At 73.9% G+C, this 25,046-nt stretch carries 20 protein-coding genes; 10 read left to right on the top strand and 10 right to left on the bottom strand.

Annotated elements, in window-relative coordinates:
• Positions 1–74: 74 nt before the first annotated feature.
• From thpR to LRS74_RS18840, 3 genes are all read right to left on the bottom strand, one after another.
• Complete coding sequence (gene thpR, locus LRS74_RS18850) at positions 75–659, bottom strand: RNA 2',3'-cyclic phosphodiesterase (RefSeq protein ID WP_277742089.1); 585 nt, start codon at positions 657–659, stop codon at positions 75–77.
• A gap of 223 nt (positions 660–882) precedes the next feature.
• On the bottom strand, positions 883–2,343 hold the full coding sequence (locus LRS74_RS18845; protein ID WP_277742088.1) for an MFS transporter: 1,461 nt from the start codon (positions 2,341–2,343) through the stop codon (positions 883–885).
• 78 nt (positions 2,344–2,421) lie between these two features.
• Positions 2,422–2,799 (bottom strand): MarR family transcriptional regulator, encoded by a 378-nt coding sequence (locus LRS74_RS18840; RefSeq protein WP_144386525.1) that lies wholly within the window; start codon positions 2,797–2,799, stop codon positions 2,422–2,424.
• A gap of 347 nt (positions 2,800–3,146) precedes the next feature.
• Here LRS74_RS18840 and LRS74_RS18835 point away from each other — a divergent pair, with 347 nt between their 5' ends.
• Complete coding sequence (locus LRS74_RS18835; RefSeq protein ID WP_144386493.1) at positions 3,147–3,332, top strand: CopG family antitoxin; 186 nt, start codon at positions 3,147–3,149, stop codon at positions 3,330–3,332.
• Positions 3,333–3,350: 18 nt separating this feature from the next.
• On the opposite strand, the gene LRS74_RS18830 is transcribed toward LRS74_RS18835, so the two are convergent.
• Complete coding sequence (locus LRS74_RS18830; protein ID WP_277742087.1) at positions 3,351–4,823, bottom strand: NCS2 family permease; 1,473 nt, start codon at positions 4,821–4,823, stop codon at positions 3,351–3,353.
• Between the two features lie 352 nt (positions 4,824–5,175).
• Here LRS74_RS18830 and LRS74_RS18825 point away from each other — a divergent pair, with 352 nt between their 5' ends.
• Positions 5,176–5,439 carry a DUF2530 domain-containing protein gene (locus LRS74_RS18825; protein WP_277742086.1) on the top strand — a complete coding sequence of 88 codons (264 nt, stop codon included), beginning with the start codon at positions 5,176–5,178 and terminating at the stop codon, positions 5,437–5,439.
• 87 nt (positions 5,440–5,526) lie between these two features.
• A complete protein-coding gene (locus LRS74_RS18820; RefSeq protein WP_277742085.1) occupies positions 5,527–7,917 on the top strand; it encodes a cation-translocating P-type ATPase in 2,391 nt (796 codons plus the stop codon).
• Positions 7,918–7,960: 43 nt separating this feature from the next.
• Here LRS74_RS18820 and LRS74_RS18815 read toward each other — a convergent pair whose 3' ends face one another.
• Positions 7,961–8,734 carry a calcium-binding protein gene (locus LRS74_RS18815; protein ID WP_277742084.1) on the bottom strand — a complete coding sequence of 258 codons (774 nt, stop codon included), beginning with the start codon at positions 8,732–8,734 and terminating at the stop codon, positions 7,961–7,963.
• 157 nt (positions 8,735–8,891) lie between these two features.
• On the opposite strand from LRS74_RS18815, the gene LRS74_RS18810 reads away from it, so the two are divergent.
• Positions 8,892–9,710 (top strand): SAM-dependent methyltransferase, encoded by an 819-nt coding sequence (locus LRS74_RS18810; protein WP_277742083.1) that lies wholly within the window; start codon positions 8,892–8,894, stop codon positions 9,708–9,710.
• Between the two features lie 158 nt (positions 9,711–9,868).
• Here LRS74_RS18810 and LRS74_RS18805 read toward each other — a convergent pair whose 3' ends face one another.
• Both LRS74_RS18805 and LRS74_RS18800 read right to left on the bottom strand, forming a co-directional pair.
• On the bottom strand, positions 9,869–13,243 hold the full coding sequence (locus tag LRS74_RS18805) for a molecular chaperone Hsp90 (RefSeq protein ID WP_277744818.1): 3,375 nt from the start codon (positions 13,241–13,243) through the stop codon (positions 9,869–9,871).
• A 381-nt stretch (positions 13,244–13,624) separates the two neighbouring features.
• The gene (locus tag LRS74_RS18800) at positions 13,625–14,530 is read right to left on the bottom strand and encodes a DUF3027 domain-containing protein (RefSeq protein ID WP_277742082.1); all 906 of its coding nucleotides are present in this window, start codon (positions 14,528–14,530) and stop codon (positions 13,625–13,627) included.
• Positions 14,531–14,977: 447 nt separating this feature from the next.
• On the opposite strand from LRS74_RS18800, the gene LRS74_RS18795 reads away from it, so the two are divergent.
• The 4 genes from LRS74_RS18795 to LRS74_RS18780 are packed head-to-tail and all read left to right on the top strand — an operon-like array spanning position 14,978 to position 18,435.
• The gene (locus LRS74_RS18795; RefSeq protein ID WP_277742081.1) at positions 14,978–16,327 is read left to right on the top strand and encodes an MFS transporter; all 1,350 of its coding nucleotides are present in this window, start codon (positions 14,978–14,980) and stop codon (positions 16,325–16,327) included.
• A 26-nt stretch (positions 16,328–16,353) separates the two neighbouring features.
• Positions 16,354–16,851 (top strand): hypothetical protein, encoded by a 498-nt coding sequence (locus LRS74_RS18790; RefSeq protein WP_277742080.1) that lies wholly within the window; start codon positions 16,354–16,356, stop codon positions 16,849–16,851.
• Positions 16,821–17,597, top strand: a complete 777-nt coding sequence (locus LRS74_RS18785) for a futalosine hydrolase (RefSeq protein ID WP_277742079.1) — start codon at positions 16,821–16,823, stop codon at positions 17,595–17,597. The genes LRS74_RS18790 and LRS74_RS18785 overlap by 31 nt, the downstream gene beginning before the upstream one ends.
• Positions 17,590–18,435 carry a 1,4-dihydroxy-6-naphthoate synthase gene (locus tag LRS74_RS18780; RefSeq protein WP_277742078.1) on the top strand — a complete coding sequence of 282 codons (846 nt, stop codon included), beginning with the start codon at positions 17,590–17,592 and terminating at the stop codon, positions 18,433–18,435. Before LRS74_RS18785 ends, LRS74_RS18780 begins: the two co-directional genes overlap by 8 nt.
• A 250-nt stretch (positions 18,436–18,685) precedes the next feature.
• Here the strand turns inward: LRS74_RS18780 and LRS74_RS18775 are convergent, their stop codons facing one another.
• On the bottom strand, positions 18,686–19,069 hold the full coding sequence (locus LRS74_RS18775; RefSeq protein ID WP_144386483.1) for a cold-shock protein: 384 nt from the start codon (positions 19,067–19,069) through the stop codon (positions 18,686–18,688).
• A 246-nt stretch (positions 19,070–19,315) separates the two neighbouring features.
• Between LRS74_RS18775 and LRS74_RS18770 the strand changes: the two genes are divergently transcribed.
• On the top strand, positions 19,316–19,573 hold the full coding sequence (locus tag LRS74_RS18770) for a hypothetical protein (protein WP_277744817.1): 258 nt from the start codon (positions 19,316–19,318) through the stop codon (positions 19,571–19,573).
• Here the strand turns inward: LRS74_RS18770 and LRS74_RS18765 are convergent.
• Together LRS74_RS18765 and LRS74_RS18760 are read right to left on the bottom strand one after the other, a co-directional pair.
• The gene (locus tag LRS74_RS18765) at positions 19,498–20,175 is read right to left on the bottom strand and encodes a haloacid dehalogenase-like hydrolase (RefSeq protein WP_277742077.1); all 678 of its coding nucleotides are present in this window, start codon (positions 20,173–20,175) and stop codon (positions 19,498–19,500) included. The two genes, LRS74_RS18770 and LRS74_RS18765, sit on opposite strands and share 76 nt — an antisense overlap.
• A 138-nt stretch (positions 20,176–20,313) precedes the next feature.
• Positions 20,314–21,810, bottom strand: coding sequence for a hypothetical protein (locus tag LRS74_RS18760; protein WP_277742076.1), 1,497 nt, complete (start codon positions 21,808–21,810; stop codon positions 20,314–20,316).
• 272 nt (positions 21,811–22,082) lie between these two features.
• On the opposite strand from LRS74_RS18760, the gene LRS74_RS18755 reads away from it, so the two are divergent.
• Positions 22,083–24,992: a helicase C-terminal domain-containing protein gene (locus tag LRS74_RS18755; RefSeq protein ID WP_277742075.1), complete on the top strand. Its 2,910-nt coding sequence runs from the start codon at positions 22,083–22,085 to the stop codon at positions 24,990–24,992.
• Positions 24,993–25,046: the final 54 nt, after the last annotated feature.

Raw genomic sequence — 25,046 nt, 5'->3', positions numbered from 1 at the left:
GCAACAACACGAGCCCACCGCTCATGATCATGTTTCTGGTCTTGGGATCCACACTTCGAGGTTAACCGGACGGCTCAGCGGCCCAGCGCCCAGCTCCCGATCGTCTCGTAGCGCGGCTGCGCCCCGCGCTCCCCCGGGGTGGGCGGATGGCTGCGGACCAGACACAGCTCCTCGACGGTCCAGGGGTCACCGGCGAAGTCGAGGAGCTCGGCGGCGAAGGGCACCAGGTCGACCTCGCCCCGGTAGTGACGCCCCCGGCCGCGGCCGCGGGCGATGGTCAGATGCGGGGTGTAGGGGCGGTGCTCGTCCACGGCGGCACCGGCCCGGCGACCGGCGGCCGCCGTGGCGTCGGCGAGGCTACGCATCGGCCAGAGGTCGCCGTCGGCGCCGACCCACAGCACCCGGTTGCCGAAGCGCCCGCCGCCCGCCAGCCACAGCTCGTGCGGCCGGGCCCGGTGGGCGGCACGGGCGAGGCGTTCGCGCAGCTCGGGGACGATGTCCTCGGCCACCTCCCCGTAGAAGGCGAGGGTGAAGTGCCAGCCCGCCCGCTCGGTCCAACGCAGCCGGTCCGCGTCGGGCAGCCGACGCAGGACGTCGAACTCGGCGGCGAGCTCGGCGAGGGCCTCCGGGGGCGGGATCACCGCGGTGAAGAGTCTCACCCGTCGAGTCTCCCGCGCCGGACGCCGACGCGGCGCGGTCCGCGGGCGTTCGCGCCGTCGGTCGTTCCGCCGGGGCGGAACGGGTGGGCGCCACCGGACCCGCGCGCGGCCACCGGCGCCCGCGCCCGACAGGCAAGGGACGCGGACGCCCCTAGCGGGCAAAGCGGGCTCCAGGCGTCCCGTACACCGGGGGGGGCGGGCCGCGGGGCGCGGGCCGCGCGGGTCAGGCCGCCGTCGTCACCCGCTCGGGCTCCGGCGTGGGTGCCGGGTCCCTGGGCACGAAGGCGAAGCGCCGGCCGCCCTCGCCGCGCCGCAGGTCGACGCGGAGCCGCAGGCCGCCCAGTCGGATCAGGACCAGGCCGACGGTGAGGGCCGACAGGGCGGAGACCGTGCCGCCGACGAGGAAGCCGACGCGGGCGCCGTAGGCGTCGGTCAGCCAGCCGACCAGCGGGCCGCCCAGCGGGGTGCCGCCGACGAAGACCATCATGAACAGGCTCATCACCCGGCCCCGCATCGCGGGATCGGTGGCCAGCTGAACGCTGGAGTTGGCGGTGACCTGGAAGGTCAGGCCGAAGACGCCGATCGGGACCATCAGCGCGGCGAAGAGCCAGTACGACGGGGCCAGGGACGCCGCCATCTGGAGGACGCCGAACAGCAGCGCCGCGCCGACCATCAACCGCAGCCGCGAGGTCGCGCGCCGGGCGGCGAGCAGCGCGCCGGTGAGCGAGCCGATCGCGATCAGGGTGTTGAGCAGGCCGTAGGTGCCGGGGCCGGCGTGGAAGACGTCGTCGGCGAAGGCGCTCAGCCAGATCGGGAAGTTGTAGCCGAAGGTGCCGACCAGGCCGACCAGGACGATCGGCCAGAGCAGCTCGGGGCGTCCGGCCACGTACCGCAGGCCCTCCCGCAGCTGGCCCTTGCCGCGCGGTGCGCGTTCCATCCTGTGCAGCTCGGCGGGGCGCATCATCAGCAGGCCGATCAGCGGGGCGCCGAAGGACAGGCCGTTGAGCAGGAAGGCCCAGCCGCTGCCGACGGCGGTGATCAGGACACCGGCGATCGCCGGGCCGATCATCCGGGCGGACTGGAAGTTCGCGGAGTTCAGGCTGACCGCGTTGCGCAGGTCCTGGGGGCCGACCATCTCCGCGACGAACGCCTGGCGGGTCGGGTTGTCGACCACGGTGACCAGGCCGAGCAGGAACGCGAAGAGGTACACATGCCAGACCTGCACATGGCCGCTGAGGGTGAGCGCGGCCAGCGCCAGGCCGCAGGCGCCGAGCGCCGACTGGGTCATGAGCAGGATGCGCCGCTTGGGATAGCGGTCGGCGATCACGCCGCCGTAGAGCCCGAACAGCAGCATGGGCAGGAACTGCAGGGCCGTGGTGATGCCCACGGCGGCGGAGGATCCGGTGAGGCTGAGGACCAGCCAGTCCTGGGCTATGCGGGACATCCAGGTGCCGGTGTTGGATATGACGGCACCGGTGGCGAAGAGCCGGTAGTTGCGGACCTTGAGCGAGCTGAACATCCCGCGGGGGGCGGGCTCGGCGGAGCGCTTCGTCAGATCCGGGTGGGTGCCGACGCGGGCGGAGTCCGATCCGGCGTCGGGGTCGGGGTGGGGGTGGGGGTGGGGGTGGGGGTGGGAGTCGGGGTTCGGTGCGGGTGCGGAGTCTGCTCCGGGTCCCGTACTCAAGGTGCGTTCGCCTCCTCGGACCGGGTGGTAAGCGCTGCGCTTGCCAGCCGTGCTCGGTGTGCCGTGTGCTTGTGCGTGCTACAGGTGCGCCAGCTTCTCCAGCACGGGCGCGGCGGCGCGCAGCGTCGCCCGCTCGTCCTCGGTCAGCTCCCCGACCAGCTCGGCCAGCCACGCGTTGCGCTTGCGGCGGCTCTCTTCGAGCATGGCCTCGGCCTGCTCGGTCTGCGACACCACCTTCTGGCGCCGGTCCTCGGGGTGCGGCTCCAGCCTGACCAGTCCCTTGGCCTCCAGCAGCGCCACGATGCGGGTCATCGACGGCGGCTGGACGTGCTCCTTGCGGGCCAGCTCCCCGGGGGTGGCCGAGCCACAGCGCGCCAGGGTGCCCAGCACCGACATCTCGGTGGGGCTGAGCGACTCGTCCACGCGCTGGTGCTTCAGCCTCCGCCCCAGCCGCATCACGGCGGAGCGCAGCTGGTCCACGGCGACCGCGTCGGCGTCGCGCGCGGCGGGTCGCTCGTCATGACGAGCGTCGTCATGACGGTCGTCGTGGTGTCCGTCGTGGCGGTCGGCGGCCGCCTGCGGGGCGGCGGATTCGGCCCCGACCCGTTCGTCGGGGTCGACCGCTTCCTCGGGGAACTCCTCCGCCGGTCGCGGAAGGGGGGACAGATCCGGCATGTTCTTTAGCATAACTCATTACCTCGCCTAAAGAAACCGGGTTAACGGGAGGGCACCCCCTCCCCCGAACGAGTGAGGACCGACCGGAAACCGACGCGGTGAAGTAGGGCCCCCGCGAGGCTGACGGCATGGGATCAAGAGTGCTCAGCCTGCGGATAGACACGGAGCTGCTGGAGCGCCTCCGGCAGCACGCCGCCAAACGCGGAATGAGCGTCCAGGACTATGTGGTCCGGACGCTCATCCGCGATGACTTCGACGAACGTTTCAAGACGGCCGTCGACGAGACCGAGCGGTTCTACCGCGAGGTCCCCTGAGGTACCGAGTCGCCGCCGCTACTGGACTCCCAGCAGCTGCTCGATCGGGTCGAGCAGGAAGTAGACCAGGAAGCAGAGCCCCACGGCGTTCAGCAGCCAGGGGATCTCCCGCGCCCGGCCGACCGCGATCCGCAGCAGGATGAAGGCCAGCACGCCCACGCCGATGCCGTTGGTGATGCTGTACGTGAACGGCATGCAGATGATCGTCAGGAAGGCCGGAACGGCGATCGTGGAGTCGTTCCAGTCGATCTCCTTGACGTTGGCCGCCATGATCAGGAAGCCCACGACCACCAGCGCCGGGGTGGCGGCCTGTGAGGGCACCACCTTCGCCAGCGGGGTGAAGACGAGCGCCAGCAGGAAGAGGCCGCCGGTCATGATGTTGGCGAGGCCGGTCCGCGCGCCCTCGCCGACGCCCGCCGTGGACTCCACGAAACAGGTGTTGGCCGAGGAGGAGCCGAAGCCGCCGCCGGCCACGGCGACGCCGTCGACCATCAGGATCCGCCCCATGCCCGGCATCTGACCGCGCTCGTCGGTCAGCCCGGCCTCCTCGCCGACGCCGATGATGGTGCCCATCGCGTCGAAGAAGCCGGACAGCAGCACGGTGAAGACGAAGAGGCAGCCGGTGAGGATGCCGACCTCGTGGAAGCCGCCGAAGAGACTGACGTCGCCTATGAGGCCGAAGTCCGGGGTGTCGACCACCTGGTCCGGCACCCGCGGGACGCTCAGACCCCAGTCCTCGTCCGGGATGGTGGCCAGCGAGTTGAGGATGATCGCGAAGGAGGCGCTGACCACGATGCCGATGAGGATCGCGCCGCGCTGCCTGCGGACGACCAGCACGAAGGTGAGGGCGAGACCGAGCACGAAGACCAGCACCGGCCAGCCCTGGAGCCGCCCGTCGATGCCCAGCCCCAGCGGCACGGTGGTGTGCGCACGGTCCGGGTTACGGGTCACGAAGCCGGCGTCGACCAGGCCGATCAGCGCGATGAACAGGCCGATGCCGATCGCGATCGCCCGCTGGAGCCCGCGCGGGATCGCGTCCATCACACGCTGCCGCAGACCCGAGGCGACCAGGATCATCAGCACCAGGCCCGCCAGGACCACCATGCCCATCGCGTCCGGCCAGCTCATCCGGGGCGCGAGCTGGAGCGCGACCACGGCGTTGATGCCGAGCCCGGCCGCGAGCGCGATCGGCACATTGCCGATGACGCCCATGAGGAGCGTGGTCAGCCCCGCCATCAGGGCGGTCGCGGTGACCAACTCCCCGTTCTCCAGCTGGTGCCCGAACTTGTCCGTGCCCGACCCGAGGATGATCGGGTTCAGCACGATGATGTAGGCCATCGCGAAGAACGTCGCCAGACCGCCACGCATCTCGCGCGCGACCGTCGACCCCCGCTCGGTGATCCGGAAGAACCCGTCCATCCGGCCGACGGGCGGTGCGGGTTCCGGCGGGGGCTGCTTGGCGTCGACCGGAGCCGTGGCGGAGGGGGACATGGATGACCTCGTGATGCGGGGAGCTTCGGAATCAGGGCAAAAGAAACCGGGCCTGATTGGATGATCAGACAAAGAAATCCAGTCAGACCCAGATCGATTCAGTATGAATGCATAAGCCGAATGGCGCTATCTCCGCGCGTAGACGCTCCGGGCCGGGTGGGAGCCGGCGCGTGCCGACGGGTGTGGGCGGGTGCCGAGGGGTGGGGCGAGTGCCGACGGGTGGTGCCGAGGGGTGTGGGCGGGTGCCCGCGCCGGGCGTCCAGCCCGGCCGAACGCCCGTACGCCCGGTCCGCGCTCGGTACGCCCGCGCGCACGGCCCGGGGCAACGGCTGCTCCCCCGTAAGCTGTCCGCATGACGAAGTGGACCCCCAAGCACGAGGCCCCCGAGCCCCTGGAGGGCAACGTCGTCGCCACCATCATCGGCGGCACCGTGCTCTGGTTCCTCCTCTTCCTCGCCCAGCTCCCCTTCTACGGCTGGCTCTCCGACCACGACCGCCTCTGGTGGCTCTGGACCTGCCTGGCCGGCGGCGGCCTCGGGCTCATCGGCATCTGGTACGTCCGCAAGCGCGACGCCGCCATCCGCCGCGCGCAGGGTGAGCCGGCGACCGAGGGCTGAAACCCCGCGCCCGCGCGGCGTATCGCCGCTGGGCGGGTATCGCCATTCGGCGCGTGAGGGCCCGATTCCCCCCGTACCGTCGGAGACATGACCGCATCGCGGGCGATGGCGCGTACGCATCCCGGGCTCAGCGCGGGCGAGGTGGCGGAACGGGTGGCCCGGGGGGAGGTCAACGACGTTCCGGTTCGGTCGTCGCGGTCGACGGCGGACATCGTCCGCGGCAACGTGTTCACCCGGTTCAACGCGATCATCGGGGTGCTGTTTCTGATCATCCTGGTGGTGGGGCCGATCCAGGACGGGCTCTTCGGGTTCGTGATCGTGGCGAACACGGCGATCGGCATCGTCCAGGAGCTGCGGGCCAAGAAGACGCTGGACAGCCTGGCGGTGATCGGGGAGGCCAGGCCGACCGTCCGGCGGGACGGGGCGGCCGTCCAGATCCCCACCTCTGGGATCGTGCTCGGGGACCTGGTGGAGCTGGGGCCCGGGGACAAGTGCGTCGTCGACGGTCGGGTGGCCGAGGCCGACGGGCTGGAGATCGACGAGTCGCTGCTGACGGGCGAGGCGGACCCGGTGCTCAAGCGGCCGGGGGACCCGGTGTTGTCCGGGAGCTTCGTGGTGGCGGGCGGCGGGGCGTTCACCGCGACCAAGGTGGGGCGCGAGGCGTACGCGGCGCAGCTCGCCGAGGAGGCGTCCCGCTTCACCCTCGTCCACTCCGAGCTGCGCAGCGGCATCAGCCAGATCCTGAAGTACGTGACCTGGATGATGATCCCGACCGCGATCGGCCTGATCATCAGCCAGTTCGTGCTGGAGGGCGACGACTGGCGGGAGTCGGTGCGCCGGATGGTGGCCGGGATCGTGCCCATGGTCCCCGAGGGACTGGTGCTGCTGACCTCCGTCGCTTTCGCGATCGGCGTCATCCGGCTGGGACGTAAGCAGTGCCTGGTCCAGGAGCTGCCGGCGATCGAGGGGCTGGCCCGGGTCGACGTGGTCTGTCTGGACAAGACGGGCACCCTCACCGAGGGCGGCATGGACGTCACCGAGCTGCGCCCGCTGAACGGCTCGGAGGAGGAGCGGCTGCGGCGCGTGCTCGGCGTCCTGGGCGCCGCCGACCCGCGCCCCAACGCCAGCCTCCAGGCCATCGTCGACGCCTGTCCGGACGGCCACCCCGACTGGCGCTGCACCGCCACACTGCCCTTCTCCTCCGCCCGCAAGTACAGCGGCGCCACCGTCACCGGCCCCGAGCCGGGCGGCCGGGCCGACAGCGCCACCTGGCTGCTGGGCGCGCCCGATGTGCTGCTGCCGGACGGCGATCCGGCGCTCGCCGGGATCGAGGAGCTCAACGCGCGCGGACTGCGGGTGCTGCTGCTGGCCCGCAGCGACCGTGAACTGGGCGATCCGCGGGTCGCCGAGGGGGTCCGGGCCGCCGCGCTCGTCGTGCTCGAACAGCGGCTGCGTCCCGACGCCGGGGACACTCTGCGCTACTTCGCCGAGCAGAACGTCGACGCCAAGGTGATCTCCGGCGACAACGCCGTCTCCGTCGGCGCGGTCGCCACCAAGCTCGGTCTGCCCGGTGCCGAGCGCCCCGTCGACGCCCGTCGGCTGCCGGCCGAGCGCGGCGAGATGGCCACCGCCCTCGAGGGCGGCGCCGTCTTCGGCCGGGTCACCCCTCGGCAGAAGCGGGACATGGTGGGGGCGCTCCAGTCGCGCGGCCACAACGTCGCCATGACCGGCGACGGCGTCAACGACGTGCTGGCCCTGAAGGACGCGGACATCGGGGTCGCGATGGGTTCGGGCAGCGAGGCGACGCGCGCGGTGGCCCAGATCGTGCTGCTCGACAACAGCTTCGCCGCGCTGCCCTCCGTGGTCGCCGAGGGCCGCCGGGTCATCGGCAACATCGAGCGGGTCGCCAATCTCTTCCTGGTCAAGACCGTCTACTCGGTGCTGCTCGCCCTGCTGGTGGTCTGCTCACGGGTGGAGTACCCGTTCCTGCCCCGCCATCTGACGCTGCTGTCCACGCTCACCATCGGGGTGCCCGCCTTCTTCCTGGCCCTCGCCCCCAACAGGGAGCGGGCCCGACCGCACTTCGTACGGCGGGTGATGCGGTACGCCGTCCCGGCCGGGCTCATCGCGGGCGCTGCCACCTTCGCGGCGTACCTGCTGGCCCGGCACCACTACTCGGGTGACGAGTCGCTGGAGGCCGAGACCAGCGCCGCCACGCTGACGCTCTTCCTCATCTCGCTGTGGGTGCTGGCGATCGTCGCCCGCCCCTACACCTGGTGGCGGGTGGCCCTGGTGCTGACCATGGCGCTCGGCTTCCTGGTCGTGCTCACCACGCCGTGGCTCCAGGACTTCTTCGCGCTCGAGCTGATCGGCACCACCATGCCGTGGGCCGCGGTCGGGATCGCGGTGCTCGCCGGCCTGGGGCTGGAAGTGGCATGGCGCCGGTTCGCCGCGGAAGGCGGCGAACCGGCGCCATGAGACACCCCGGCCGCGCGGCCGGGGGCTGAGCTCAGCGCGCGTCTCAGCGCACGTCGACGAAGTCCACCGCGGAGGCGACCGCCGAGTGGCTGGTGTTGCCGGCGTAGTTGAAGCGCCAGTCGCCGTCCGCCGACGCCTTGACCGTCGTCTTCAGGGCGCCGTTGGACGCGCTCTTCACCGTCTTGACGGAGGTGAAGGTCTTGGCGCCCTTCTTGCGGAACTCCAGCTTCACGGACTGGTTGCCGTGCGCGACCCACTTGTTGTCGCCGAAGACGTCCCAGTGGGCGCGGGTCAGCTTGCCGGTGACGGTGAGGGTCTTGCCCTTCTTCACCGGCTCCGGGGAGGCGTTGACCGTCAGCTTGGACTCACGCTGCAGCTTGAAGGAGCCGACCTTCTCGCTCGTGTAGAAGTCGCCGTCCTCGGCGTCCACCCACGCGTAGACGTACCAGGTGCCGGCGAGCTTGTTGTCGTACAGGTCGACCTTCGGGTCCACCACGAAGGTGGCCGAGCAGGTCGAGGTGGTGGCGTTGTCCGCCTTGCAGGTGACCTTGGAGGTCGGCTGCTCGAAACCGGACGCCGGGCCGTGCAGGTTGATCTCGGCCTTCTTGATGCCGGAGTTGTCCTTCGCCGTCACCGAGACCGTGAACTTCTTGGCACCGCTGGTGCCCACGACGACGCTCTTGCCGCCGTTGACGACCACCTTGGTGATCGCCGTGTCGCCGTAACCATCCGCCTGGGCCGCCGGGGCGGCGAGTCCGACGGTGGCCACCGCCGCCGAGGCGGCGGTGAGTACGGCGAGCGAGGTGCGCTTGCGCATCTATTCCCCCACAGAATGATGAGGCTTCGCATCGCGAAGCCAGAGCAGAACAAGAGTACGATCTTCACGCATTACTCACAACGGCCCCGGAAGCTCCATACTCAACAGGATTCAGCAGGGCCGAACTTGACCATGGTTTTCACGTAGCCTTCCGAACATGACTAGTTACGGGTTACGCGCGGAAGAGATCGACACCAGCAAGCCGCACTCCGCCCGGATGTACGACTACTACCTGGGCGGCAAGACCCACTACGAGGTCGACCAGCGGGCCGCCGAGGGCGTCATCGCCGTCTGGCCCGAGATCCGGCTGATCGCCCGGACCAACCGGGACTTCATGCAACGCGCCACGCGCTGGCTCGCCGCCGAAGCCGGCATCCGACAGTTCCTCGACGTCGGCACCGGCATCCCCACGGAGCCCAACCTCCACCAGATCGCGCAGAGTCTGGCCCCGGACGCCAGAGTCGTCTACGTGGACCACGACCCCATCGTGCTCACCTACGCCACCGCCCTGTTGCGCAGCACGCCCGAGGGCCGCACCGCCTTCGTCCACGCCGATCTCGGCAGGCCGCGGTCGATCGTCGAGGCGCCCGAGCTGCGCGAGGCCCTCGATCTGAGCCGGCCCGTGGCGCTCTCCCTCAACGCCGTGATGCATTTCTTCGCCGACGAGGCCGACCCCTACGGCATCGTCGCCGAGCTGGTCGACGCCCTCGTGCCCGGCAGCTATCTCGTCCTCTCCCACACCGCCCTCGGCTCCGATCCGAAGATCATCGAGCGGGTCACCGAGCTCTACCGCAAGGGCGGCATGACCGTCGTCGGCCGCCCGCTCGACCAGGTCGTCCGCTTCTTCGACGGCCTGGAACTGATCGAACCCGGCGTCCAGATGGCCCACTGCTGGCGCCCGGAACCCGACAAGGACCCGGTAGAGCTCGCCAAGACGAAGATCGACCTGTTCGCCGGGGTGGCCCGCAAACGGTGACGCCTCCCGGCGAGGGGCCGTGGAGAACGGTGCTCTCGCCGTCGCGGCGGATGAGGGGGCGAGGCCCCTCGGCGTCTAGAGCTCAGCGGTGTGGGCTCGGCGGTGTGGGCTCGGGGTTGCGGCGGATCCGGGGGTGGATCCGCCGCTGTGACGGTGGGTCAGTCGAACCAGCGGTCCCGGGAGAGCTCTTCGGTGCGGGTGGGGTCCTCCAGAAGGGCCGCGGCCTCGAAGCGGCGGTGCCAGTGGCCGGCCGCCCAGGCCAGCCCCGCGGCGACGCCTTCGAGGGTGGCGGCGTGCAGCACGCCGTCGGGGGTGCGCCGCCAGTCGAGGGCGACACCGTCGACAACGAGCTCCTCGTGCTCGACGTAGGACTCGGGCGCGCCCGGCAGCAGCACTCGGACCGCGTCCGGGACCTCCCGGAGCTCGCCCTCGCCGTCCACCGCGGCGTGCGCGAACGCCTCGCTCAACCGCCGCACCTGCAACAGCTCCGCCAGCTCCGCCGCGCGCGCGGGCCGCACCGGCAGCAGCGCCCGCCCGGCGGCCAGCGGAAGGAGGTCCGGCGCGTCGGCGACCAGCGCCTCCGCCGCGTCCACCACCCGCACCTCGCCGTCGACCACGGCCCGCAGTTCGTCCGGCAGGGTGACCTGCTCCGGGTCGAGATCGGCCAGCAGCCCGTAGACGGCGTGCAGCTGGGCGGCCGTCACCTCGCGGGCCGGGTCGGCCAGCCGGGCCAGCAGTTCGGCCGCGCCGCCCGGCTCGTCCAGCAGCGCCGCCACCGAGGTGCGCACGCCCAGCGCGCGCAGCACCTGCTCGTCGTCGAAGCCGGTCGCGTCCGCCGGCTCGTACAGCCCCTCCAGCAGTGGGTCGCTCCCGGCCGCCCGCAGGCCGGCCGGCCGCCGCCCCTCCAGCACCGGGTGGCCGCGCAGCCACCAGGCGGTGTACGGGCGCACCGTCTCCGTCGTGCCGTCCGGCAGCAGCACCCGCACCGGGGTGGTGAGCGCGTCCCGCAGCGGCGGCTTGGCGAGCATCGCCAGCGCCTGCGGCCAGGCGTCGTCGGCCACCAGGTCCAGGTCCCGCACGGCGACGAGCTCGGTGGCCACCGGCGGCACCGGGCTCTCCGGCAGCCGGTCCAGGACGTCCTCGCACCACACGTCCACCGCGTCCAGCAGCCCCGCGTCGTCGGGCTCCGCCCAGTCGCCGTCCCGCGGCTCCAGCTCGTCCGGGTCCAGCACCACATCGGCGGCGCGCACCAGGGTGAACCCGGCCAGCACGCCGACCGCCGCCAGCGGCTGCTCGCCCCAGCGGGCGGCGAGCTCCGGGTCGCACGGCGGCAGTTCGCCCTCGCGGATCACCCATTCGAAGTCGCTGCCCGGGAAGACCAGTTCACCGGCGGGGGCCAGCTCGCCCTCGTCGTCCGGCAGCGCCAGCGCCGCCAGCCACGGCTCGTCGCCGGGGGCCAGCTGGGCGTCGCGCACAAGCCCCAGCACGGTCTCCGCCAGCTCGTACGCGTCCAGGCCGTCCTCGGCCTCGTCCCAGCGCTCCTCGTCGTCGAGCGAGGCGGCGACGGCGGCCCGCACCTGAGGGGTGGTCAGCACGGCCCGCGGGGTGGCCGGGGTCGCGCCGAGCTTCTCCAGCAGCGGGTGGGCGGCCTCGGGGTGCGCGACCTTCAGCCCGAGCCGGGCCAGCGCCTGGTGGCGGGGCACGGCCTCGGTGTCCGGCTCGACGCTCCCGTCCGGGCCTGCCGGCACCGCCGTCTCCTCTTCGGCACCCGGCAGCGGCAGCAGCACCTGCCGCGGGCCGATGGTGGTGCGCCCGTCCGCCAGCGGCACCGGCAGCCCGCTCAGCCGGTCCGGGTCCACCCCGGCCAGCGAGTCGTACAGCCGCCACCACCACCCCGGCGAACGCTCCACGCCCGCCAGCCGGTCGATGACCTCACCCAGCGGGACCCGCGCCACCTCCAGCACCCGCAAGCCCGGCCGGCGCTCCAGCCCGGCGGGCAGCAGCCCCGGGAAGAGCTCGGCCAGCACCCGTACGGTCTCCGCGCCCGCGCCCTCCACCAGCTCCGCGTCCCGCGGGCGCAGAGCGATCGGCTCGCCGCCGGCACCCGCGGGCAGCGGCTCCCACTCCGCGGCGGGGCCGCCAGAGAGGCCCGGCGCCTCCGGGGCCGGGGGTGCCGTGGCGGGCTCGGCCGGGCCGGTGGTCCAGGCGTCCCCGCTCTCGGGCCACAGCTCGCGGCCGGTTTCGTCGCCGCCCACGGCCGGCGCCGCGGCGCTGGGCAGGAAGGGGACATGGGGCAGATGGCGCAGGATCTCCTGGCGCAGCCGCCCGTCGAGCTCGCCCTTCCCCAGCGGTCCCGGCACCAGGTCGAGCGTTCCGGTGCTCACCGGGTGCCATTCGCGCAGCAGGCCCGCGTACGCCTCACCGGCCCGCGCCAGCAGGAAGTCGGTGAGCGGCCCCGGGGCCGCGTGACGGCGGGTGGGCTCCAGCGGGAAGGACGCGATCAGCAGGGCCGGCACGCCCAGCGCCTCGTCGGTGGGGGTGGGCGCGTGCACCACCGGGGCCGTCTCCGGCCGCACCGGCTCGCCCGCGGCGTCCACCGGAACCGCCCAGGTCACCGACCACACCGGGCGCAGCCGCTCCTCCACCGGCCGGTCGGCCAGCAGTTCCTGCTCCAGCCGCCCGCCGGCCCGCTCGGTGCGCCAACGCCGCACCGCGGTCGAGGCGGCGGCTCCCGCGGCGGCGGCGGGAACCGTCTCGTCCTCGACGACCGCGTACGGCCCGTCCTGGCGGCGGCGCAGCGTCCGTACGGACTGCGGGGTGGCGACGACCACCTCGGTCAGTCCTGGCAGGGTGAGCAGCAGGGCGTCGTCGACGGCGGCGAGTAGACGCTGCGTCAGATCCTCGGCGGCGGCGTCCCGTAGGGGCAGCACCACGACGGTGTCATAGCTCTCAGGGGCGGTGCCCTCGGCGGGCAGCGGCAGGCGCAGCAGCGGCACATGGTCCTCGCGCCGGCGCAGTTCGTCCGCCAGCCCCGAGCTGGCCTCGGCGGCGCCCCGGGCCAGCTCCCGGGCCTCCGCCAGCGACCAGCGCACCCCGCCGGTGCGGCCCACGACCGCAGGCTCGTCGCTCACCGCGAGCACCGCCGCGAAGCCGACGCCGAAGCGGCCGACGGCGAGGTCCGCCGCCGCGTCGTCCCGCTTGGCGGAGGCCCGCAGAGTGGCCAGCGACTCCACGCCCGCGGCGTCCAGCGGGGCGCCGGTGTTGGCGGCCGCGAGAACGGCGGGGTCGTCCCCCGTCGCGGGGTGCAGGGTGAGCCGCAGTCGGCCGGGGACGCCGGCCCGGGCGGCGGCGTCCGAGGCGTTCTGGGCGAGCTCCACCACCAGTCGGTCGCGGTAGCCGCCGAGCGCCAGGTCCTCCTCGGCGTTGGCGTCCTCGCGGAACCGGGCGGGCGACGCGGACCACGCGTCCAGCACGCCGCGCCGCAGCCGCGCGGTCCCGAACGGGTCCGCGTCCTCGGCCGCGCCTCGCACCATCGCCGTGCTGCTCACGTTTCGCCTCCGGGTCCTGGCCGCTGCATCCGTTTCGCCGCACGGGTACGCCCGCACGACTGCATGCGGCGAACGTACCGCCATCTCGATCCTGCGCTCGCGCTGGCCCTGCCTCCACCCGACCCGGTCGGTCGCCGGAAGCGGACACCCCGCGCAGAGAAACTTGTCCCAGAGCAAGCATCAGGACAAACGATTCCGAGCAGGGCTCCTTCTCCGCCGCGAAGGCCGCACGGTCCTGAACGACCACGGCAGACGACTACGGCGTACGCCCCCGGCAGACGACCACGGCACCCGGCATCCGCCGGTGCCGCCCCACCAGGCTCAGCGCTCAGGCCGAAGCAGGGCGGGCCGCAGGGAACGGGGGCGTCAGGAGTGGCCCAGCTCCTCCTGCGGAGCCTCCGGCTCCACGGAGCCGCCGGTGCGGTCGGGGTGCAGCGGCATCGGCTCGACGATCGTCTCGTCGATGACGGGCTGCGCGGGCTGCGGCGGCTTGGGCATGACGGCGGCCTCGGAGTGGCCGCCGCAGCCGTAGGTGAGGGAGACGACCCGGCCGTCGGCGGGGCTGAACTCGTTGGCGCACACGCCGAACGCCTGGCGCAGGGAGCCGGCCAGGGGCACCAGGAAACCGCAGGTCATGCAGGACGCGGGGGCGGCCTGGGCCATGGGGGTCTTGGCGCCGTAGGACTCGTCCCAGCGGTCGGCGGCGGTGTGCAGGCCGTAGCGGGAGAGCACCCGGGCGCGGCGCATGCCGAGCTCCTCGGCCAGGGCGGCGATGCTGCCGCGGGCCGGGGTGGTGGGCTGGGTGGCGGGCGAGCCGGCGGTGACCTCGGCGTCCTCGACCGCCGCGAGCTGCTCCATCTCCTCGGAGACCACCGCGTTCGGCGGCGGGACGTCCTCGCCGGTGAAGCCGGGCTCCAGGCGCAGGTCGTCGGCCTGGGTGGGCAGCAGGTCACCGGGGCCGAGGTCGCCGGGGCGCAGCCGCTCGCTCCACGGCACCCACTCGGGCGCCAGCAGCGCGTCGTCGCCGGGGAGCAGCACGGTCTCGTCGAGGGTGACGGCCTTCGCGCGGGAGGCGCGGGCAACGGTCACGGCCCAGCGCCAGCCGCGGTAACCGGGCTCCCTGCACTCGAAGAGGTGCGTGACGACACGGTCTCCGTCGGCGACGACGCCGACGTGCTCGCCCACCTCTCCGGGGAGCGCCGCCTGCTGCGCCGCCTCGCGGGCGAGTTCGACTGCCTCGGCGCACAGACGGTCCGGGGTACGGCTTCGCATCGCAGCACTCACAAGAATCGATTCTCTCCTACGCCGTCTCACGAGTGCGCCGGCCCTGCGGCCGGGGAGGCGGACGGAGCGGACCGTGGGACCGCGTCGACGTCCGCGCCCGATCAGCACTCGGGCGCACCCTCACGTCCCATTCTGCGGGATAGTGACTGGGGGCGTGGCCAAGAACGACCGCCGGTGGCGCGTTACGCACGCTACCTTGTTCAGCGCTGCCATCCCTACCCCGTCCACGACGAAGTCCGACCTCGCGGCGGCTCGCGGCCGGAAAGACGCCGCAAAGCCGCACTCCCGCGCCGGGTTGGCGGGACCATGGGGCGGTGGGCCGGCGCGAGGCGGGTGAAAGGTCGGGTGACACTCCGGGTGGCACGTCGGGTGAGGAAGAACGTCAGCTCCAGTGACGAGCCCCGGCGGCCGGGAGTCTTCCGGACCCTCGGCCGGGTGATCCGGCATCCGTTCGCGTTCACGGGCCGCTCCATCCGGCGCGCCACCCACGCCCACGGCGCGGGTGAATCCGGCCTGGGCAAGCTGATCGAGCTGCACGCGGTGAACTCCGCGGGCGACATGATGATCACCATCGCGCTGGCGTCCACGGTCTTCTTCTCGGTCCCCACCGACCAGGCTCGCGGCCGGGTGGCCCTCTATCTGGCCATCACGATGGCCCCCTTCGCCCTGCTCGCGCCGATCATCGGCCCGCTGCTGGACCGGCTGCCGCACGGCCGTCGGGCGGCGATGGCCGGCTCGATGCTGACCCGGGCGCTGCTGGCGCTGACGATGGCGGGGGCGGTGGCCGGCGGGGGGCTGGAGCTGTATCCGGCGGCGCTGGGCGTGCTGGTGGCCTCCAAGGCGTACGGGGTCGTGCGCTCCGCCGTGGTGCCGCGCCTGTTGCCGCCGCGCTTCTCGCTGGTGAAGGCGAACTCACGGGTGACCCTGGCCGGGCTGCTGGCCACCGGCATCGCCGCCCCGCTGGGCGCCGGGCTGCACCAGATCGGCCCGGGCTGGCCGCTGTACGGGGCGTTCGTGGTGTTCGCGGCGGGGGCCTTTCTGTCGTTCACGCTGCCGCACAAGGTCGACTCGGCCAAGGGTGAGGCCCGCGCCCAGCTGACCTCCGGCGAACACCATCTGCACCTGCCGCACGCGATGCACCGGGCCGGCACCGGCAAGGCCACCAGCAGCACCGAGAAGGCCAGGCGGCCGGGGCTGCGCACGGTCGGCCCCTCGGTGCTGCACGCGCTCCAGGCGTGCGCCTCGGTGAAATGCCTCTCCGGCTTCCTCACCCTCTTCCTGGCCTTCCTGCTCCGCGAGCACCCGATGGGCGGGCTGAGCCCGGAGATGTCGCTGGGCATCGTGGCGGTGGCGGCGGGCGGCGGCAACGCCCTGGGCACGGCGATCGGAGCATGGCTGAAATCGCGCGGTCCGGAGCGGATCATCGCCGTCGTCCTCAGCACGGCGCTGGGCGTTCTGGTGGCGTCCGCCGCGCTGTACTCCACGGTGCTGGTGGCCGTGGTCGCGGCGACCGCCGGCATCTCCCAGGCGCTGGTGAAGCTGTCGCTGGACGCGCTGATCCAGCGGGACGTGCCGGAAACGGTGCGCACCTCGGCGTTCTCCCGTTCCGAGACCACCCTGCAGCTGTCCTGGGTGGTGGGCGGAGCCGTCGGCATCGCGCTGCCGCTCAACGGCGTGCTCGGGATGTCGGTCGCCGCGGGGGTGATCGCGCTGGGCACGGCGACGACCGTACGGGGGCTGCTGGCGGCCGGTCGGCGCGGCACGCCGCACCCCCGCGTGGCGTGAACCCGGCGGCCAGATAGCCTGCCGACATGACCGCTGCGTTGTTTTCCCGGGGCAAGGGCCGACGTGCCGCTGCCGCCGTCGGTGCCGTGACTCTCGGGCTTGTCGCCCTCACCGCCTGCGACAAGCCGACCCCGTTGGCGACGGTGACGGTCGGTTCCACCTCGAAGACCACCGAGGCCACCAAGGGCTGCTACACCGACGGCAAGGCCCTCGAGGAGGAGAAGTGGCGTGCCTGCCTGAACAGGGAGGGCACCAGGACCCTCACCGTGCACAGCGGTGAGAAGGTGCGCGTCGGCGTGGACCCGGAGATCGCCGAGTCCGGCTGGACGCTGGTCGCCGGCGGCCGGGTGGTGGTGGACGACACCAAGGCCACCTACCGGAGCTTCGACTCCGACCTGCTCTTCGTCCGCCAGGACGAGACGGGGCAGCTCATCCCCCTCAAGGAGGTCACGCTGACCGTCGTCGAGGCCGGTGAGAGCGGCCCCAAGGGCCTGTGGCACTTCAACCTCAAGCAGGAGTCCTGACGGACGGCCGGATCCTCGTCGTCACCGCGGTAGCCGCCGAGCGGGATGCCGTGGTGCGCGGCGTGGGCGCGAGCGCGTGCCGCGTCGACGCCTCGCCGACCGGCGGCCCGAGCCTCCCGGACGCCGGGGGCACGGGCCGGGGCTTCGTGGTGATCGAAGGCGGGGTCGGCCCCGCGGCCGCGGCCGCCGCCACCGCCACCGCGCTGGCCTCCGCGGCCGCCCGCGGCACCGGCTACGCCCTGGTCGTCTCCGCCGGCATCGGCGGCGGCTTTCCGGTCGCCCCGGTGGGTTCACTGGTGGTCGCCGACACGATCGTCGCCGCAGATCTGGGGGCCGAGACCCCCGGCGGCTTCGCCTCCGTCGCGGAGCTGGGCTTCGGCACCGTGACCCACCGCCCGCCGCCCGCGCTGGCGGCGGCCGCCGCCGAGGCGACCGGCGCGGCGCGCGGGAGCGTGCTCACCGTCTCCACCGTCACCGGCAGCGCCGAGCGGGCGGCCGCGCTGCTGGCGCGCCACCCGGACGCGGCGGCCGAGGCGATGGAGGGGTTCGGGGTGGCCGAGGCGGCCGCCGCGCACGGGCTGCCGGTGCTGGAAGTGCGGGCGGTGTCCAACGCGGTGGGGCCGCGGGACCGCGCGGCATGGCGGATCGGAGCGGCGCTGGACGCGTTGGCCACCGCGTTCGGCAGACTCGTTCCCGTGGTCGAGGGCTGGAAAGAGCCGGGGAGGCACGGAGAGACCGATGACTGAGTCGCTGAAGATCGCTTACTCGCCCTGTCCCAACGACACCTTCGTCTTCCACGCGTGGGCGCACGGCAAGGTGCCCGGGGCCCCCGCCCTCGATGTCACCTTCGCCGACATCGACATCACCAACGGGATGGCGGAGCGCGGCGAGTACGACGTCCTGAAGGTGTCGTACGCGGTGCTGCCCTGGGTGCTGGACGAGTACGCACTGCTGCCGTGCGGCGGGGCGCTGGGACGCGGCTGCGGGCCGCTGGTGCTGACCCGCGAGCCGGGCGTCGAACTCACCGGCAAGACGGTCGCGGTGCCCAGCGAGCGCTCGACGGCGTATCTGCTGTTCCGGCTGTGGGCCGCGGACACCCTCTCGGACGGCGTGACGAACGTGGTGGTGCTGCCGTTCCACGAGATCATGCCCGCCGTACGGGACGGGAAGGTGGACGCCGGGCTGGTGATCCACGAGGCCCGCTTCACCTACCGGGACTACGGGCTGCACTGCCTGGCCGACATGGGCCAGCACTGGGAGTCCACCACCGGGCTGCCGATCCCGCTCGGCGCGATCATCGCCAAGCGTTCGCTGGGCTCGGAGCGGCTGCGCGCGCTGGCGGAGGCGGCCCGCACCTCGGTGCGCATGGCCTGGGACGACCCCGAAGCCTCGCGCGCGTATGTGCTCTCACACGCGCAGGAGATGGACCCGGCCGTCGCCGACCAGCACATCGGTCTGTACGTGAACGAGTTCACCGCGGACCTCGGCGAGTCCGGGTACGCCGCGGTGCGCGGGCTGCTGACGCGTGCGGCGGCCGAGGGGCTGGTGCCGCCCCTCGGCCGGGATGCGCTCGGTTTCGTCTGATCGGCCACGCGACTTCGCCTGGTCGGCGACGCCTCCTGGCCTGATCGGCGACGCGACTCGCGACGTCGGGATTCACCCGTTCGACTCTGGTGATCACTGGGATGAGTGATCACCGGGCTTGGTACGGATGCGGTAGCCGCACTAGACGTGGTCGGCGCTGAAATCGATCAACCGTCGACCGTTCGTCGACCGATCAAGGACTCCTCCGGGCGGCGCGCCGGACCGCGCCGGAGGTCGGCGAGACGCCCGCTCAGACGTCCAGCTGGTCGGCGACCGCGCGCAGCATGCCCGCGATCTTGGAGCCGTGGGCCTTGTCCGGGTACCGGCCGCGCTCCAGCTGCTGGGTGACGTTCTCCAGCAGCGTGGTCAGGTCCTGCACGATCGAGGCCAGCTCGTCCGGCTTGCGTCGCTGGGCGGCCGCGACGGAGGGGGCCGGGTCGAGAACGTTCACACTCAGCGCCTGGTCGCCGCGCTGCCCGGCGACCACACCGAACTCGACGCGCTGGCCTGGCTTCAGCGAGTCGACGCCTGCCGGGAGCACTGAGGAGTGCACGAAGACGTCACCGCCGTCGTCACGGGAGAGAAAGCCGAAGCCCTTCTCGCTGTTGAACCACTTGACCTTGCCGGTAGGCACGTCTTTGTCCTCGTCCTCGTCACTCGTCGGATCACGGAAAAACAGCTCTGGATAGCACTACAGCGGGTCGTCAGACCCGCCACCACCAAGGCTAATGGTCCGGAGCCTGGTGACAAGACGTACCCGGGTGGTTCCTACGCGCTTCTGAAAGCCACCTACCCTGGAGCGGTGAGCGACACACCTCTTCCCCGGCCGACCGCCCCCGCGGGCCGGGTCGACCGCCCCGGACCAGGCCCCGGCGACCGGCTGGTCCAGGCCGGGACCATCGTCTTCGTGATCGGCGCGGTGGCCACCCTGGCCACCGTCGCCCCGCTGCTGCTGGGCTCGGACCCGCTGCCCACCGCCGCCTACCTGGTCAGCATGTTGATGGGGGTCGGCTTCATGATCGCCGCGGCGGGGGTGTTCCGGTCGATCGGGGCGCAGCGCCGTCAGGCCAGGTCGGTGGCTGCGGCGCGGTCCTCCGGGGCGACGGAGCCGGCGACGGCCTCGGGGCCCTCCGCGTAGCGTTCCAGCCACGCCGGGAACGCGGTCAGGTCGGGCAGCACCACATCGGCGCCCGCCGCTCGCAACTCGTCCGCCTCGCAGGGCCCGGTGGACACGGCGACCGAGTGCGCCCCGGCGGTGCGGGCTCCGCGCACGTCCCCGGTGTGGTCGCCCACGTACACACTGGCGCCGTGCTCGCGCAGCGCCTCCGCCTTGGCCTCCGCCCACAGCCAGCCGATGACGGCGTCCGCCTCGATGCCCAGATGGCTCAGGTGCAGCTTGGCGTTGGGCTCGTGCTTGGCGGTCACCACGATGGCCCGCCCACCCAGCCGCCGCACGGCGGCGACGGCCTCCCGGGCGCCGGGCATCGCGAGGCTGGGGGCTATCGCGTGCCGCGGGTAGAGCGCCCGGTAGAGATCGGCCACCTCGTCGACGCGCTCGGCGGGGAACCAGTGGGCCAGCTCCTGCTCCAGCGGCGGACCGAGCCGGGTGATCGCGAGCTCGGCGTCGATGGTGACACCGGTGCGGGCGGTCAGCTCCAGATAGGCGGCCTTGATGCCGGGGCGCGAGTCGACGAGCGTCATATCGAGGTCGAAACCGACCGTGAACGGGTGCGCAGCCATGCCCGCCATTGTGCCGTGGCCCCGACGGGGCGAGTTGTGCCATGCCTTGACGGCGCCGCGGGATCGGCGCCGGGGCGGGCGGACAGGGCACCACCGCACCCGCACCCGCCCGCCGCGGGGAGCGGCGGCGGGCCGCGGTCAGGCCGGGGTGCGGCGTCGGGCGCGCCAGATCAGGAAGAGGGCCGAGGCGACGGCCGCCGCGCGGACGACGACGGGCCAGGCGTCCTGGACGGCGTCGCCGAGCCCGTGTTCGGGGATCGGCGCGCCCCAACGCTCGTTCAGCCGCCCCCAGAGCCAGACCATCGCGCCGAGGGCGACCGTGCCCGGGACGCCGAACACGGCAGCTTTGCGCTCGCCGGGGGTGAGCCGCGGCGTGTAGTACGCGATCAGCCAGCCGAAGGCGAGGACCAGCACGTTGGCCATGACGGCGCCCGCGACGAGGAGGGCGACGGCCAGCAGCAGGAGCGGGCCGAGGCTGCCGCGCGGGGCACCGTCGGCCTTGGTGGTGCGGCGCCGCAGGGTGCGGCGGAGCAGCCCGCGGCCGCCGCCGCCCGTGGACCGACCGTCCGAGGCGCCGTCGCCGGCCCCGGCCGCCGCCTCCGCGTCGGCCTCCCGCTCGGGCTTCTCCCGCTGCTCCGACGGCGGCTTGAGCAGCTCGGGAAGCTCGATGCCACCGCTGAACCCGTCCACCTGGCCGAACGGCACATCCTCGCGGGGCGAGAACGGCCCCGGCTCCGTCCGCCACCAGTCGGGGTTCGACTCACGCGAGCTCAGCTCGTCCTCACCGGCCAGGTGCGGCGGCGAGGCGGTCCGCGGCGCGTCGACTCCGGCCGCCGGCACCGGGGCGGCACCCTCCCGCGGGGGCACGACCTTCCCGCCCAGCCCTCCCAGACCACTGCGCTCAGCCAGCCCCGCCAGCCTCTCCCGCGCCGTACGCCCCGCCTTGCGCATCCCGCCGGGCGCCTGCGACTCGGCGCTCTCGCGGGGCGCCGTCGGCGTGGCGGGCCCGGTGGGGCTGGTGGGGACGGTGGGCGCGGGGACGGTGGGCGGCTGCGGGACCGGGGCGTCGTCGTACCGCGGCCGCGCGTCGTACCGCCCGGAGGCGTCCGGCGGGGTGGCCGCCCCCGCCGCGGCGGCCGCGCCGCGCGGCGCGGCCGCCTGCCACGCCGTGGCCTCTGACACCGTGGCCTCCGAGGCCGTCACCTCCGACGCGTGGGCCGAGGCCCGTCCCGCTTCCGCCGTCACACCCCGCCCGGCCGCCTTCGGCATCGCGGCCGCGGCGGAGACGGATGCCGCGCCCCGTGGAGACACCCCGTCCGCGGACGGGGTACCGGAGCCCGCCGCCGCGGACGGCGTCACGCCGCCGGACGGCTCCGGGGCCGACACCGCGCGCGCCCGTACCCCCGCCTCCGCCTGGGCCACGACCTCCGTGGGCGTGCCCAGCCGCCCCAGGATGCGCTTGACGCCGGCCGCGCTGTCGCCGCCCGCTCCGGCCCCGGCCCGGCTCTCGTCGATCCGGGCGCGCAGGGTCGCCACCAGCCGCATGCGATCGCGGGAGGGCAGGCCCTGTTGCTGAGCCAGGTCGCCGACGCGGCTCAGATAGTCGTAGACGAGCCGATCGCTCTCGATCCCCACCAGACCCCCCGCCAAAAGCCCCTACGGACGGGCCCACCGCCAGCGCGCCGAGCAGCACGGCGACCCGTTCCAAACCCCATCGACGGTACCGCGCCCGCCCCCCGCCGCGCCGGGACGCGCGCGCGACCTGGGCCGCGCCTTCCGCAGCGTGGCGGGACCGCGCCCCGCACCCCGCCCCCGCCTCGCCCGTACGGGGTCCGCCGCGCCTCGGGCATGATCCATCGCCGTCGAGACCTCGGGCCCGTCGCCGATCACCCGCTACTGTGGATCGAATGACCACCTCGCGCGCCTCGCGGACTTCCCGGCCCCGACGGAAAGCCACCGAGCGAGAGGGCGGGCGCACCGCTGACACCGCGCCGCGCACGCTCGCCGAGGAGCTGCGCGCCCGGCCCGACGACGCCCTCACGGAGCTGTTGCGCGCCCGGCCCGACCTGCTCAACCCGGTCCCCAACGATCTGACGCAGCTGGCCACGCGGGCCGCCACCCGTGCCTCGGTGGTGCGGGCCGTCGAGCGGCTGGACCGGTTCGCGCTCCAGACGGCGGAGGCGCTGGCGGTGGCGCCGGACCCGTGTCCCTACGAGACGCTGCACGCGCTGATGGCCGGCGACAGGGACGGGTCCGTCGGCGGGGCCACCGAGAACACCAAGAGCACGAAGAGGGACACCAAGAAGGAGACAGCGAAGGAGAGAGGGAAGGAGTCGGAGGAGGCGACCGTCGCCGGCGCCGGTGACGACACCGGCGAAGACACCGACGAAGACACCGGAAGTCCCACGGACGCCGCCGGAGGCACCGCGGACGCCGCGCTGGACGCGGCCTCCGCCGCCGCGATCGCCGCCGCGCTGCCGCGCGCCGTGGCCACCCTCCGCGCCCAGGCGCTGATCTGGGGCGGCGACGACCGGCTGCGCCTGGTCCGCACCGCCCGCGAGCTGCTCGCCCCGACCCCGTCCGCGCCGTCCCCCACCGGCCTCGGCCCCACCGTCGCGGAGGCCGCGGCGGGCATGTCGCCCGGCCGCCTCCAGGAGATACTCGCCGCCGCCGGGCTGGCCGCGACCCACGACCCGGTGTCGGCGGTGGCCGCGCTGTCGGGGCTGTTCGGCGACCGCGCCCGGATGGCGGCGCTGCTCGCCGAGGCGCCGCGGGAGGCGCTGGGCGTGCTCGGCCGACTCGCCTGGGGCCCGCCGTACGGGGAGGTCTCCGTGGCCTCGCCCTCCGCGCCCGTCGAGTGGCTGATGGCCCGCGGTCTGCTGCTGCCGTCGGGGGCCCGGCACGTGGTGCTGCCCCGCGAGGTCGCCCTCCATCTGCGCGGCGGCCGCGCGCACCGGGCGCCGGAGCCGGTCCCGCCGGCGCTGGTGCCCGCCGCCGAACACCATCCACAGGCTGTGGACGCGACGGCGGCCGGGCAGGCGTTCACCGCGCTGGCCACCGTGGAGGAGCTGCTCAAGCGGTGGGAGACCGGCAGCCCGCTGGTGCTGCGCTCGGGCGGGCTGAGCGTCCGCGACCTCAAGCGGACCGCGACCGGGCTGGATGTGAGCGAGCCGGTCGCGGCGTTCTGGATCGAGCTGGCGTACGCGGCCGGGCTGCTGGCCTCGGACGGGGACATCGACGAGCGCTACGCGCCGACGCCCGCGTACGACGACTGGCTGGCGCTGCCCGCCGCCGAGCGCTGGACGGCGCTGGCCACCGCCTGGCTGACGGCCACCCGTACGGCGGGCGTGGTCGGCGGGCGGGACGCCAAGGGCCGCACGCTCTCCGCGCTCGGCCCGGACCTGGACCGCTCTCCCGCGCCCGAGGTCCGCCGCCGCGCCCTGGCACTCCTCGCCACCCTGCCCGCCGGCACCTCCGCGACGCCCGACTCGCTGCTGGCCCGGCTCCGGTGGGAACGGCCGCCGCGCGGCGCGGCGGCGGGCCGTACGACGGTGGGCGCGACCCGCCCGCAGGCGACGGGCCCGGCGCCGGAGACGGGCACCGCCGCGAGCGGGGCCGGCGCGGGCACCTGGACCGCCGCCACCCGCTCCACGGGCGGGGAGCCGGGGCACGCACACGACCTGCGGTCCCGCCTCGCGGGCTGGACGCTGGCCGAGGCGGAGCTGCTGGGCGTCACCGGCCGCGGTGCGCTGTCCGCGCACGGTCGCGCGCTGCTGGGCCCGCTGCCGCCACATCCGCACCAGCCGCCGCACCCGCACCCGGACACGTCAGGCACCGCCGCGGAGTCGAGGGCCGCCGCCGCGGAGGCGGCACGGCTGCTGGCGCCGCTGCTGCCCCAGCCGCTGGACCACGTGCTGCTCCAGGCCGACCTGACCGCCGTCGCCCCCGGGCCCCTCGAACGCCCGCTGGCGGACACGCTCGGGGTGCTGGCGGAGGTGGAGTCCAAGGGCGGCGCGACGGTCTACCGCTTCACCCCGGAGTCCGTGCGCCGCGCCCTGGACGCCGGCCAGTCGGCGTCCGACCTGCACGCCTTCCTGGCCCGACACTCCCGCACGCCGGTCCCGCAGCCGCTGGCGTACCTGATCGACGACGTCGCCCGGAAGCACGGCCGGCTGCGGATCGGCGCGGCCTCCGCGTATCTGCGCTGCGACGACGACGCGCTGCTCGCCGAGATCCTCGCGGACCGCCGCTCGGTGGCCCTGCGGCTGCGTCGTCTCGCGCCGACCGTGCTGGCCGCGCAGGTGGCACCGGACGTGCTGCTCGACGGGCTGCGCGCGATGGGCTACGCGCCCGCCGCCGAGTCCGCCGAGGGCGATGTGGTGGTGACCCGGGCCGACGCGCACCGCACCCCGCCCCGCACCGCCCCGGCCCCCGTCCCGGACGGTCCGCCGCTGCCGGACGACACCCTGCTGGGCGCCGCGGTCCGCGCCATCCGCGCCGGCGACCTGGCCGCGACCACCCCGCACAAGCCGCTGCCCACCTCCGCCGCCCGACCGGCGGCCGCCACCAGCGAGACCGGGCTGCCCCGCACCACCGCCGCCGACACCCTGGCCACCGTCCAGGCCGCCGCCCTCACCGGCTCCGCCGTCTGGATCGGCTACGTCAGCGCCGACGGCGCCGCCAGCCAGCGCGTCATCGCCCCCATCCGCGTGGAGGGCGGCTTCGTCACGGCCTACGACCACACCGCCGACGAGGTCCGCACCTACCCCCTGCACCGGATCACCGGCGCGGCCGAACTGGCGGACGAAGCGGATTAACGCGTCCGGCCGGAACACTCCGCCGATGGGGGACACTGGATGTTTGGCCGCCGT

It is taken from the genome of Streptomyces sp. LX-29 (assembly GCF_029541745.1).
Taxonomy (GTDB): Bacteria; Actinomycetota; Actinomycetes; order Streptomycetales; family Streptomycetaceae; genus Streptomyces.
This window is presented reverse-complemented; position numbering and strand designations above follow the sequence as displayed.

What these genes read in the sequence shown, in the direction of transcription:
- LRS74_RS18840 (WP_144386525.1), bottom strand. Translation starts at nt 2,799, where the DNA reads ATGCGGCTGGGGCGGAGGCTGAAGCACCAGCGCGTGGACGAGTCGCTC.
- LRS74_RS18835 (WP_144386493.1), top strand. Translation starts at nt 3,147, where the DNA reads ATGGGATCAAGAGTGCTCAGCCTGCGGATAGACACGGAGCTGCTGGAG.
- LRS74_RS18830 (WP_277742087.1), bottom strand. Translation starts at nt 4,823, where the DNA reads ATGTCCCCCTCCGCCACGGCTCCGGTCGACGCCAAGCAGCCCCCGCCG.
- LRS74_RS18825 (WP_277742086.1), top strand. Translation starts at nt 5,176, where the DNA reads ATGACGAAGTGGACCCCCAAGCACGAGGCCCCCGAGCCCCTGGAGGGC.
- LRS74_RS18820 (WP_277742085.1), top strand. Translation starts at nt 5,527, where the DNA reads ATGACCGCATCGCGGGCGATGGCGCGTACGCATCCCGGGCTCAGCGCG.
- LRS74_RS18815 (WP_277742084.1), bottom strand. Translation starts at nt 8,734, where the DNA reads ATGCGCAAGCGCACCTCGCTCGCCGTACTCACCGCCGCCTCGGCGGCG.
- LRS74_RS18810 (WP_277742083.1), top strand. Translation starts at nt 8,892, where the DNA reads ATGACTAGTTACGGGTTACGCGCGGAAGAGATCGACACCAGCAAGCCG.
- LRS74_RS18805 (WP_277744818.1), bottom strand. Translation starts at nt 13,243, where the DNA reads ATGGTGCGAGGCGCGGCCGAGGACGCGGACCCGTTCGGGACCGCGCGG.
- LRS74_RS18800 (WP_277742082.1), bottom strand. Translation starts at nt 14,530, where the DNA reads ATGCGAAGCCGTACCCCGGACCGTCTGTGCGCCGAGGCAGTCGAACTC.
- LRS74_RS18790 (WP_277742080.1), top strand. Translation starts at nt 16,354, where the DNA reads ATGACCGCTGCGTTGTTTTCCCGGGGCAAGGGCCGACGTGCCGCTGCC.
- LRS74_RS18780 (WP_277742078.1), top strand. Translation starts at nt 17,590, where the DNA reads ATGACTGAGTCGCTGAAGATCGCTTACTCGCCCTGTCCCAACGACACC.
- LRS74_RS18765 (WP_277742077.1), bottom strand. Translation starts at nt 20,175, where the DNA reads ATGGCTGCGCACCCGTTCACGGTCGGTTTCGACCTCGATATGACGCTC.
- LRS74_RS18755 (WP_277742075.1), top strand. Translation starts at nt 22,083, where the DNA reads ATGACCACCTCGCGCGCCTCGCGGACTTCCCGGCCCCGACGGAAAGCC.